This window comes from Phocaeicola vulgatus ATCC 8482, from assembly GCF_000012825.1.
Lineage (GTDB): Bacteria > Bacteroidota > Bacteroidia > Bacteroidales > Bacteroidaceae > Phocaeicola > Phocaeicola vulgatus.
Genome location: NC_009614.1, coordinates 1,713,361 through 1,725,160, shown reverse-complemented (window position 1 = coordinate 1,725,160; position 11,800 = coordinate 1,713,361). Strand labels below are relative to the sequence as shown.

The 11,800-nt window shown below is 39.5% G+C and carries 8 protein-coding genes; 4 read left to right on the top strand and 4 right to left on the bottom strand.

Annotation, left to right across the window (positions count from 1 at the left end; genetic code table 11):
- Positions 1-23 precede the first annotated feature (23 nt).
- A complete protein-coding gene (locus BVU_RS06475) occupies positions 24-1,634 on the bottom strand; it encodes an ATP-binding protein (RefSeq protein ID WP_011965119.1) in 1,611 nt (536 codons plus the stop codon).
- A gap of 47 nt (positions 1,635-1,681) precedes the next feature.
- Between BVU_RS06475 and BVU_RS23010 the strand changes: the two genes are divergently transcribed.
- Positions 1,682-1,903, top strand: a complete 222-nt coding sequence (locus BVU_RS23010; protein WP_008666385.1) for a hypothetical protein — start codon at positions 1,682-1,684, stop codon at positions 1,901-1,903.
- On the opposite strand, the gene BVU_RS06465 is transcribed toward BVU_RS23010, so the two are convergent.
- The 3 genes from BVU_RS06465 to BVU_RS06455 form a co-directional block, all read right to left on the bottom strand.
- Entirely contained in the window at positions 1,900-3,015 is a 1,116-nt protein-coding gene (locus BVU_RS06465; RefSeq protein ID WP_005849762.1) for a clostripain-related cysteine peptidase, read from the bottom strand. The genes BVU_RS23010 and BVU_RS06465 overlap by 4 nt on opposite strands.
- Before the next feature lie 88 nt (positions 3,016-3,103).
- The gene (locus BVU_RS06460) at positions 3,104-6,229 is read right to left on the bottom strand and encodes a PL29 family lyase N-terminal domain-containing protein (protein ID WP_011965118.1); all 3,126 of its coding nucleotides are present in this window, start codon (positions 6,227-6,229) and stop codon (positions 3,104-3,106) included.
- A gap of 48 nt (positions 6,230-6,277) precedes the next feature.
- Positions 6,278-6,769: a helix-turn-helix domain-containing protein gene (locus BVU_RS06455; RefSeq protein ID WP_005849782.1), complete on the bottom strand. Its 492-nt coding sequence runs from the start codon at positions 6,767-6,769 to the stop codon at positions 6,278-6,280.
- A 592-nt stretch (positions 6,770-7,361) separates the two neighbouring features.
- On the opposite strand from BVU_RS06455, the gene BVU_RS06450 reads away from it, so the two are divergent.
- The 3 genes from BVU_RS06450 to BVU_RS06440 are packed head-to-tail and all read left to right on the top strand — an operon-like array spanning position 7,362 to position 11,794.
- Entirely contained in the window at positions 7,362-8,141 is a 780-nt protein-coding gene (locus tag BVU_RS06450; RefSeq protein WP_005849784.1) for a 4Fe-4S binding protein, read from the top strand.
- Positions 8,141-9,268: a tRNA 2-thiouridine(34) synthase MnmA gene (gene mnmA / locus BVU_RS06445; protein WP_011965117.1), complete on the top strand. Its 1,128-nt coding sequence runs from the start codon at positions 8,141-8,143 to the stop codon at positions 9,266-9,268. Before BVU_RS06450 ends, mnmA begins: the two co-directional genes overlap by 1 nt.
- A gap of 3 nt (positions 9,269-9,271) precedes the next feature.
- Positions 9,272-11,794 carry a M1 family metallopeptidase gene (locus tag BVU_RS06440; RefSeq protein WP_041174520.1) on the top strand — a complete coding sequence of 841 codons (2,523 nt, stop codon included), beginning with the start codon at positions 9,272-9,274 and terminating at the stop codon, positions 11,792-11,794.
- The last annotated feature ends 6 nt before the right edge of the window (positions 11,795-11,800 follow it).

Below are 11,800 nucleotides of genomic sequence, written 5' to 3'. Positions count from 1 at the left end.
TTTAGGCTGACTATGACTAAATCTTACCTGTAAATTATTTCCTTCCATTCTTCCACAGTACGTGTAAGGGAAGAAAAATTCACCCCGATACAGACTATTTTACGGTCATCGGTCAAATAAGATCGGGCATAGCCTTTCTCTGCTATTTGCTGTAAAGCCTCCTCTGCTGTTCCGTCCATCTTGAATTCGAAAATGTAAACATATTCGTCCATTTCCAATATGCAGTCCACTCGTCCGAAGCTCTGGCGATTCTCACAATGGATTGCACGGCAATAAACTCCTATCAAACGGAGAATCAGATAAAAAGTGTATTGGAAATGTTTCTCAGTCATATCCAATTCCTTCAAGGAAGCGTGAGAGTCATACGGGATGCTTGCAAGAAAGGCGGTCAGAGAATCACAAAAAGCGGAGGTGTTCCCTTGCTCAAGGCAAGTAACAGCATCGATAATCCAGCTGTTGACCTCTCCACCTCCGGGTTTCAAATAATGTGCTGCCAATACGGACAAGAACCCTTTACGCACCTCATTATTGGGAAAATCGAGCAGATAAGTTCCCATACGTCTATTATATTCTTTAATAGTGAGATATCCGCTCTGATAAATCATGGGTAGAGGCTGTTCCACATCAGCCTTATAATCCACAAACAAAGAGGGAACATAATAACGTCCGGCAAGTTCGTTTATCTGCTCGCGGCTGTGTTGCAGCAGACGAACCAAATAGGTGGGAGTACCTGTAGAGAACCAGTAATCACGAATTGCCATACTGTCAAAAGCATTAAGAATGCTGAACGGATTGTAAATGTCAGTCATCCTCTCTCCAAAATGATATCCGTCATATTGCCGTCTGAGAAGTTCCTTCATTTCTTTCACTGTGTACTGATATTTAGCAGCCAACTGTATGGTGGGTTCTTCGAAAAATGCTTCCAGCTCATTCTGGGTGATACCGCACAAGGCTTCGTACCGTTCATCCATACTGATATCCTTAGGCTGGTTAAATCCACTGAAAACACTTACTTGGGAAAACTTTGTTACTCCGGTCAACAATACGAATCTCAAGTATTGATCGGCTCCTTTAAAGGTAGAATAAAAGGATTTCAATATTTCCCGGTTATGGTTCTCCAACAGAACTTGCTTTCCATAATCATCATAAAAACAAGCTTCCGTATCTAATACATCCAAAATAGGTTTGTCATATTCATCAATCAGAACCACCGCACGCCGCCCTGTCTGTTCATAAGCCCGGCGAAGTATTTCAATGAAACGGGTTCCTATGGTTGTATAATTGGGATTCTTGCCATAAATATCTTCCCAGTTTCCTAAATAGCCTTCAATGGTAGCCTCCAGAATTCCGGGTTGTGTATACAGTCCTCCATTAAAGTCTATACGGAAGATAGGATACTCATACCAGTCCTTTTCCAATCCGTCGATTTCCAGTCCGGCAAACAAATCTTTGCGTCCCTGGAAATAACAGGCAAGGGTACTTACCAGCAGGCTTTTGCCAAAACGGCGTGGACGGCTCAAGAAATAAGTCTTGCCTTGTGTTACCAAGTTGTAAATCAAACCGGTCTTATCCACATATACATAGCCATCTTCACGGATTTGGTCAAAACTCTGTATTCCAATAGGGTATTTCATATTTTGTTGCGGTTCTAGAATGAATGATAAAACAAAGATATTAGTAAATGACAAACAAAGCAAATAAAGGATTTGTTTTTTCTGCTTATGACAAGTTTTTCCGTTTCTTATTAATGGATAATCACCTGTTTCTGTCCATATATATTGGCATTCTGTCCTTTAAAGGATACTTTGAAAAGTATTTAGAATCTATCTATTCTGCAATAAGATATACTTCTTCTACTGAATTTGCTATATCATTGTTTGTCAGTGTTATACATATTCTCTAATGTGTATTAATATCTTTATACCATTGTAGTTTTGTATATTCTTCATTCAAGTCATTAAGTTCTCTCTGCATGATAAAAGTGGTCATACCTGAAAAGGCGGTGATAGGGAATGTTCCTTCTTCCGTAGCATAAAAAGGAGTATTTCTTTTGTAAACCACACATTGGCTGATACACTCTTGAAGTGCATTGTATGTATTTTCATCTGATAATGATTGATAATATTGAGCGAAATCAAAAAAATAGAATGGGGCTTTTAAAACTCCATCATAATTTTGAAGGTTACCGACTGGGAGAAAAGAGCCGGATGCTTCTGTATTGATCTGTCGTATCAAATTCGCTAAATTTGATAATCCGGCAGTTTTTATTATGCTAATGGTAGCAGAACGTTTATCGCCTTCCATCAAATTCCAATAATGAAAATAATTTTCTGCAAATTTTTGCAAATCAGCATTTTCTTCAAGCAGACAGGAAATACTGCCGGCATAGATAGGAGTAAATCCCGGAGATACTACTGGGGCAGAGGAAGCCATGATATATGCTGCTTTATTTCTTAATTCATAAGCCACCTCAATACCTGCCATATTACATGCTTCAAAGATTATGAATTCAAATAAATGGTCCGGGAGGGCCATGGCAAAATCTGTTATTTCCATTTCATTGTCATTATCGATGATGATAGACCGCGAGCCATTAACCAATGTATGTGGAGGAAGCCAGCCACTGCCATGGGAAAACACGATTAGACCGTAGCTTTTAGCAGGATAAAGCCGAGTTACGTCGTTTATAACTCGTTTAAGCACTTGGGGGGAGGCTGAGTTTTCTTGGTCATAGGTATGTATGGTAATATAGCCTTTCTCACTTTTTCCATCAATTTCCATCAATCGTGGAGAGTCCTTAAATGGTGTATCCTGATACACTATTATATTTCCATCTGTCCCGTCTTCCCATCCATTTTTAATTTGAACAAGTTTGTCATAGGTTTCGGCATCAAGATTATTATCTCCTCCCAGATAAACCAATAGTGTCCGTGCAGGTAAAACAACAGGGGTGTCATTTTCTTTATGACAGCCACATACTAATAACAGAAAACAGACAGCATATATATACTTCATACACAATATAATTGGATAAACGATTATAAAAACTAAAAGAGGGGAACATTTTGCCCCCCTCTTTTTTTATAAACAATGAGCGTATTAATTACTTGTCATTGTGCTTCTTAACTTGGATTTGGATAGTTCCAACAGAATGTCCACGATCATTCTTCCAAGTATGGTCGCAGATACCGCCCCACTTGTGATTTACACAAACTTCTACATCAATAGTAAATGGTTGAGCAATATCTTCACCATTGTTGATCCATGTGATAGTCTGCTTAGCATTATCAAGTTTGATCTTCTTCATGTTTTCAGCATCCAGTTCACTTCCGTCAGCAAAGTATGCCTTAGAAACCTTGAAGTTAACAGTTGTATTAACATCGAATACATTATGGTCAACTACCAGTTTCTTTGACCAACCAGCTTGATCACCTGTCTGAACCAAAGTATTATTCTTAGCCATATCTTTGTGATCATAGATAACATGGTTGTTATTGAATTGTGCCTGAGCACCTTCAGACCACAGATAATCTGACAAGAAGAATGCATCCTTCAATGATACTGTATTTTCAGCTTCCTGATACTTGTCATACAAAGGACCTGCTTCGTAAGCGTGGAATACCATCGGAGTTACAAATGCAACTTCAAATTCATCGATAACCACTGTAGAACGTCCATTTTCAGGAGCAGGAGCACCAGTATAAGTAGTAGTATGATCTTTAGCCCAAGGAGTATTGTTTACCATATTGATAGTATCGCAAGAGAAGTTATTGTAATCTTCTTTAGCATACTTGTTATGAGCATTGGCTTCCTTGTTGCAAGTACCATACAATCCGTCAACATCTTCATTGAAGCTTACTACGGCACGCATTTTGATCTTCTTCAAATCCTTAGCGTCAGCAGCATTGATCCAAGCACGTCCTTCGTCTGTAGCCTCCAAAGCGATATACCACTTGTTGTCTTTACCTTGATACAAACGGATGCCGGAATTGTGACCGTCAACTATCTTAGATGCGTTATTATGCTGGTCAACCAATTCGAATGACAAGGTAGCTCTAGCCCAATCCTTATCATGAGTCTGACCCTTATAAGGATTATAGTTGATCAAATCGAACTCGTCATTCAATACTGCAACCATTTCATAAGTTGTAGGAGCATCAAAGTTATCGTATCTACCGTGAGCAATGAAGTAAGAATCATCTACCCAGTTCAACTTAGTCTTTTCAGGAGCAACTACATCCGGATACTTCACATTGATAGTATAAGTAACATGGATGTCAGATAATCCCTTATGATCAGCATTTGGCTTGTATGTACCCTTAACAGTGTAAACGTCGTGATCGTCATGACGAGAGAATGCTGTATTCTTCACTGTAACGAACAACTGATTGTATTCTTCAGGTTTAAAGTTCGGATCTAATGAATAGTCTGCATTATCTTTTCCATCCCATGCATATACAGCGTGTTGTTTAGCCTCATCTGCTGTTGCAAATTCAGGAACGAAATCATAAGTCTTACGGAATTCGTCTTTACTCAACTGTACATCTTTATGGTTGAATATCTTATCCATATCCATGTCAAGAACTTGATTGATATGTTTCAGAGTGACGTCTTTTGTTTCTGTAATATTAATTTCAGGAACAACTGTCTTGCGTACAATGTGAATCTTGATGATTGCTGTTTTAACTACATTACCATTGTCTTCACCCGGTGCTACCAGTTTCACACGAACAATAGGAGTTCTGTCTATAGCAGCTGTGTGGCTGGCATCAGTTTCTGCGCCCCAAATCGGGTCCGGAGTTTGTTTTACTGTAGCAACACCATCTTTGGTAACATCCAAATAACGTTTTGTCTGGTTAACGCCATCATAATAGAAGTCAACCGGTTCAAACACCAATGAATAGTCATCAAAACCATTCTCCATCAAAGGATACTGAGCGTCTTGGGCTCTACCCATACGTTTGTCAAAGAATGAAGTTACGATGTCCTTCAAATTTTTTGAATGTCCATCACCTGTATAGTTCAATTCTACAACAATACGTTCTGCATCATCTTTAGATTCAGCATCTCCTTTATATAACTGGTTTTCAGCATTGGCTTCGAACTTAGCTTTATCTGCTTGATAAGCCTTCAATTTAGCCTCTTCAGTACCGGTCGGATTCAAGGTGTTAAGATAATATTCATCTTTGATGAATTCTCTATAATTTACCTTGTTAGGAGCAATTGCATTTTTAATCTGAGCAGGAGCGTTAGTTTGGTCAAATGCATCAGCTACTTTAACCAAATGTACGTTTTTCTGCAAAATTACTTCATGCTTGGCGGGAACAAAATCAGAATGAACGATTTGGTCATTGTTCTTAATTCTCAATGAATATACTGTTCTTTCGTCCAGATTAGATTGTTCAGCAAAAGCCCAGTCCTTTACACGGAAGTTTAACATACCATGTCCTTCTTTATAAGATTCAACGGTAATTTTTCCATCAGTGTACAGTTTTTGTCCAGCGTTGAACAATTCCCAATTCTTGTTATTCGTATTGTAGTTCCATATTTCAGCAGTATCACGAACAAATCCTACCACTTCCATATCTTTGAATGATACGCTGTTAGGATTTACCTGATACTTCACGTCTGCCTTACCTGAGTAAACGATTTTAAATGTGCTAAAGTTATTTGTACCCCAATCTGCACCTGTAATCTCTGTTTTACCTGCCACACTATCAGTAACGATGGTAGGGAAATGGATTCTGGCAGCTTCACCTTCAGAAAGGAAAGTAGGGATAAACTTAACTCCGCTAACTACAGAAGTAGCTTTAGGCATACTGATAGTCTTTTTAGTGCCATCAGCATAAGTAATAACTAATTCATAAGCTGATTCACCTTCTTCTACTGATACTACATAATCATCAGCAGAAGTACCTGGAGTACCCGGAGTACCTGGTTTGCCCGGTTCACCTTGTTCTCCTTTTGCACCATTGTATAATTTAATGGTCTCTCCATCACTGAATTTGATTTCATAACCACCATTACCATCAGTGAACGGAGTACAGCTTTCGACATATTTGCCTGAGCCTACTTTGTCTTCAAGGGCCTTGATTGCATCTTTCACATTGGATATTTCTTGATCCAAGCGGTCGATGTCGTCATCGTAATCCTTACAAGATACAAATGTTCCTGTTGAAGTGACCATAAGGGCTCCAAACAGGATTGCACTTAAAAATTTTTTGTTCATAATAGAAAAACTTTAAATTTATAAATTTAAAAACTCAAAATGTTATTGTTATAAAAGGACTTTAAATCTTTTTCTGTGTCCGGATGGTGCTTTATATAGGAACTGCAAGGGAGATGCGCCTACAATTTTATGAAATGCGGCATAAAAAACACTTTGGGATGCAAAACCACACTTCCTAAAAAGAGAACTGGCTGAATACGTACCCTCTAGTAATAAGGACTTTGCATACTCAACACGATACTTGTTAAGGAGCTGCTTGAAATTGCATCCGAAGTAGTTGTTCACCGCATTACTCAGGTAGGTCGTATTCGTGCCGACTATTGAACTAAACTTTTCTAAAGAGAGTTTTGAATCCAAATATACTTTTCTGATTTCTAGGTTATACAAAATGCTTTTATAGATCTCAAAATCAACTTTTCTTCCGGGCGCTCCTTTCTCGGTAGACAGTGTATTCCACTGCCGTTCTGCATCTTTAAACAGCTTTTCTTTCTGCGTTGTAGTAGAAAGCTCATTGCTTTGCGTTTGAAATAGAGCATCCATATTTTAGTCAGTTTCTATAATAGCCATAATTTCATCGGACAAAAGTACCCATTTTACTCTATTCTGCAAGACTTTCCACTAAAAATCTTTATAAAATACAGGAATATTTTAAGAAATAGGAATATCTCTATATTCTTTACCTTACAAACAACCATAGAAAGCCCCATAGACCTATTAAAACAAGACATTACTTTCACTATACACCTTAATATAATAGCATAAGTACGCCGAAGAAGTTAAACTTATAACAGTCAAAATATAGCTTAGTCTCTATAAAGCGGAATCCAGAACTTGTAAATTATCCCTTTATTCAACAAAACAAACCAGAAAAGAACAAAATAATCCAATATAAATATGTCATTCATTTTCTAATTAAGAATTATTCAAACTCCCTAAACATGGGATTTTTTTTGTTCACCCCTAAATACATTTTAACTAATATAGCTTACCGTATCACTTCTATTAACTAAAATAGAAAAAAAGATATTTAATAATCATTTTTTACATTCATATAAAGACAATTTTTATCACCTTTACACATCTTATCTATATATTTGGCTACCTTTGGACAAAAGTCACTATATTTGCGTTTATGAAAACATATACAAGCAATCACATCGTATTTTTTTCGCCTACACATACGTCTGCGAAAATAGCCCGTGCCATCGGAGAAAGTATAGGTATGGGCAGAAGAATAGAAATAGATCTCACTACGGATGAGAATAGTAGCCCGATAGAAATCAAAGATTCTATCACGATCATTGCAGTTCCTGTGTATGCAGGCAGGGTAGCCCCAATAGCATTGCAACGGCTACGAAGATTAAAAGGCAACAATGCTCCGGCTATCTTAGTCGCTGTATATGGTAACCGCGATTACGAAGATGCACTGGTCGAATTGAGAGATGAAACTATTCAATTGGGATTCACCCCACTGGCTGCCGGTGCCTTTATTGGTGAACACAGCTACAGCCGTCCTAATATGCCCATTGCAGAAGGCCGTCCGGATGTTACCGATTTACAGATTGCGGAACAATTTGGAAAAGACTGTCTGACAAAACTGGAGAAGGATGAAACATTATCCGATTTTTACCTAAAAGGAAACATACCTTATCGCTTTGTTGGCCCCTCTACTCCTGCCGCTCCAGTCTGCACTGAAGAATGCTTCGCCTGTGGCGAATGCATCGAAGTATGTCCTACTCATGCCATTGCTTTAAGCGATGAAGGAAAAATAGAAACAGAGATTACCAAATGCATCAAGTGCTGCGCTTGCGTAAAAGAATGCCCTAATGGTGCACGAGTTTTTGATACTCCTTACACCCCCATGCTACACCAAAAATGTGCGGCACGCCGTGAACCTGAACTATTTATATAATGAATAACAGAGATAAAAGAGTCCTGGTAGGAATGAGTGGCGGAATAGACAGCTCCGCCACGTGCATCATGCTGCAAGAACAAGGATATGAAGTGGTAGGAGTTACCATGAGAACGTGGGATGTCCCTTCCCGCTTTTCCACCCCCGGTCAAGATGAACCTGATGATGTACTGGAAGCAAGGGCCTTGGCAGAACGGTTGGGAATAGAACACCATGTAGCTGATGTGAGGAAAGAGTTCAAACAGATTATTGTAAAACACTTCATAGATGAGTATATGCAAGGAAGAACTCCCAATCCTTGTGTCCTTTGCAATCCGCTATTCAAAGAGCGAATTCTCTGTGAATGGGCAGACCAAACGAATTGCGCCCATATCTCTACCGGGCATTATTGCAGACTGGAAGAACGGAAGGGAAAACTGTATATAGTAGCGGGAGATGACCAGACAAAAGACCAATCCTATTTTCTATGGAAACTTCCTCAGGAGATACTTCAACGTTTTCTCTTTCCACTGGGAACTTATACCAAGCAGGAGGTACGGGAATATCTCCGACAAAAAGGATTCGAAGCGAAAGCCCGTGGAGGTGAAAGTATGGAAATCTGCTTTATAGAAGGGGATTACCGAAACTTTCTGCGTTCGCAATGCCCGGATATTGACACCCAAGTAGGACCGGGATGGTTTGTAAATAGTAAAGGAGTCAAGATAGGTCAGCACAAAGGCTTTCCTTATTATACAATAGGCCAACGGAAAGGATTGGAAATCGCTTTGGGGCATCCAGCATACGTACTACGCATCAATGCAGAAAAGAATACAGTCATGTTAGGAGATGCCGAGGAACTTAAAGCAGAATATATGTTGGTAGAGGACTATCATATCACAGAAATGCAGGATTTACTGCAATGCAAGGACTTGTCAGTACGTATCCGCTATCGCAGCAAGCCTATTCCGTGTCAAGTGCTCGTATTAGATGAAAAACAACTATTGGTCCGTTTCCTTTCCGAAGCATCCGCCATCGCTCCCGGACAATCAGCCGTTTTTTACGAGGGGAAACGAGTATTGGGAGGTGCATTCATAGCTTCACAGCGCGGCATCCGAAAAATTGCCGCAGATAACCAAGATAAATTTTAGATGATGAAAACATATATCGGATATCTTATTTTCATGTGCAGCTTATTATTATGCAGTTGCCAACAGACCACAAGCAATCCTCGTTTCTACGACGAGGGCGTATCGCAAGAACTGGCAACACTGCGCAAACAGGAGATTAAGGAGTTGAAGTATAAGCTATATTTCTCCATTCCTGAACAGAAATCAGTACCGGTAAATGGAGAGATTACCATTGAATTTAATCTGGATGCACCGCAAGAAATTATTCTCGACTTCAGAGAAAAGCCTGAAAAAATAAAATCGGTATCCGTCAATGGACAAACTGCCCGTTATGAATTCCATAACGAGCACATCATCCTACCTGAAAAAAACATAGTAGAAGGAAAAAATAATATCACGATCAAATTTATTGCCGGAAACCAGTCGCTAAACAGAAATGATGAATTTCTGTATACGCTATTAGTGCCAGACCGTGCCCGTACCTTATTCCCTTGTTTCGAACAGCCGAATCTGAAAGCCACATTTTCCTTACGACTGGATATACCAACAGAATGGAAAGCTGTTTCCAATACCTATATTACTAAAGAAGAAACAAAAGGCAACTGCAAAACAGTAACTTTTGCCCCAACTGAACCATTAAGCACTTATCTTTTTTCCTTTGTCACCGGTAAATTAGAACATCAAGAATATATAGAAGGTAACCGGAAAATCTCAGCATATTACCGCGAAACAGATTCTAAAAAAGTAGCTCAATTAGATACCATCTTCAAACAAGTGACCGCTTCGCTGAACTGGCTGGAAGAATATACCAATGTTCCCTATCCTTTTGCCAAATACGATTTTATTATCTTGCCGGGATTCCAATATGGAGGTATGGAGCACACAGGCGCCACCTTATATAATGACACGCAAATGTTCCTAAGCGAAAATCCCACTCCGGATGAAGAACTTCGCCGAACCCAATTAATCGCCCACGAAACCGCCCACATGTGGTTCGGAGATTTAGTAACGATGAACTGGTTTGATGATGTCTGGACTAAAGAGGTATTCGCCAATTATTTTGCAGCTCTGATTACCGAACCATTATTCCCGCAAGTCAATCACCAGCTGAATTGGATGAAGACTTATACAGCCGCATCCTTGTCAGAAGACCGTACACCCGGAACCACTGCTATCCGGCAACCGCTAGATAACCTTCAAAATGCAGGATTAATTTATGGACAGATCATTTATAACAAAGCTCCTGTCATGATGGTAAAACTGGTGGAATCAATGGGAAAAGAAGCATTTCGGGAAGGGATTCAAGAATATTTAAAAACTTACGCTTACGCCAACGCTACTTGGGATGACTTGATACAAATTCTAGACAGTAAAACAGAGCAAGATCTAGCCGCTTTCAGCGATGTATGGGTAAACCAAAAAGGAATGCCGATAATCAAATTCGAAATATCAGACAAACAGTTGACCATACATCAGCAAGATCCATATCAAAGAGGATTAAACTGGCCTCAAAAATTCAATATCACCCTTTGCGGAACAAGGGACACAACGATAGAAGCCAGTCTGACAGACAGCTTATGCCGTATTACGTTACCCTTTACCCCCACCCGTATTCTGCCCAATACGGACGGGAGAGGATATGGTTTGTTTGTTCCTGACAACAACAGTCTCCATTGGCTGCTGGAACATTGGCAAGAAATAGACAATGAAACAACCCGACAGGCAGTTTTAATGATGATGCATGAAAATTATCAAGCAAAAGGAATTCCGAATACTGCATGGATGAATGCATTACTCAACGGAATACATTGTGAAAAGAACCCGTTGATAGCTTCAACATTAACCAATTACCTGTCCTCTCCTCTGCAAGAGATATCTTCGGCAGAACGTGATAAAATAGAAAATGAGCTTTATAAACTCAACCATTCTCATCCGATTCCTTCTTGTCGCATCCAGTTATTACGCCTTCTGATTACAGAAGCAGCAAGTCCGACTATGATTCAGTGCCTCTATTCCTTATGGGAAACCGAAAGAGTCCAACAATTAAATGAAAGAGATTACACTGCATTGGCCTACGAACTGGCCTTGCGCATACCTGAGCAAGGAAAAGAAATACTTCAGACACAACGCCAACGCATCCACAATCCGGACCGTCTACGCCAATTCGATTTCATATCACGTGCGATGACTGCCGATACTTTAAAATTGGACAGTTTATTCCGATCTTTATTGCAAGCGGAAAACAGAAGGATTGAGCCTTGGGCAGCTACAACCTTAAGCTATCTGAATCATCCTACAAGACAAGATTATGCGGTGAAATATATCCGTCCGGCATTGGAAAAACTGACAGAAGTTCAACGCACCGGAGATATCTTTTTCCCTCGCAATTGGGTCGGGGCTTTATTAAGGAATCACGATAGCGAAGCGGCCTACAAAGAAGTAGAAGCTTTTTTATCGGTTTATCCCGACTATCCGCCTTTATTAAAAAACAAAATACTGCAAGCGGCTTATCCTCTTTACAGAAAATATGCAGATAAGAAAAAATAAACTGAA

What these genes read in the sequence shown, in the direction of transcription:
- BVU_RS06475 (WP_011965119.1), bottom strand. Translation starts at nt 1,634, where the DNA reads ATGAAATACCCTATTGGAATACAGAGTTTTGACCAAATCCGTGAAGAT.
- BVU_RS23010 (WP_008666385.1), top strand. Translation starts at nt 1,682, where the DNA reads ATGACAAACAAAGCAAATAAAGGATTTGTTTTTTCTGCTTATGACAAG.
- BVU_RS06465 (WP_005849762.1), bottom strand. Translation starts at nt 3,015, where the DNA reads ATGAAGTATATATATGCTGTCTGTTTTCTGTTATTAGTATGTGGCTGT.
- BVU_RS06460 (WP_011965118.1), bottom strand. Translation starts at nt 6,229, where the DNA reads ATGAACAAAAAATTTTTAAGTGCAATCCTGTTTGGAGCCCTTATGGTC.
- BVU_RS06455 (WP_005849782.1), bottom strand. Translation starts at nt 6,769, where the DNA reads ATGGATGCTCTATTTCAAACGCAAAGCAATGAGCTTTCTACTACAACG.
- BVU_RS06450 (WP_005849784.1), top strand. Translation starts at nt 7,362, where the DNA reads ATGAAAACATATACAAGCAATCACATCGTATTTTTTTCGCCTACACAT.
- mnmA (WP_011965117.1), top strand. Translation starts at nt 8,141, where the DNA reads ATGAATAACAGAGATAAAAGAGTCCTGGTAGGAATGAGTGGCGGAATA.
- BVU_RS06440 (WP_041174520.1), top strand. Translation starts at nt 9,272, where the DNA reads ATGAAAACATATATCGGATATCTTATTTTCATGTGCAGCTTATTATTA.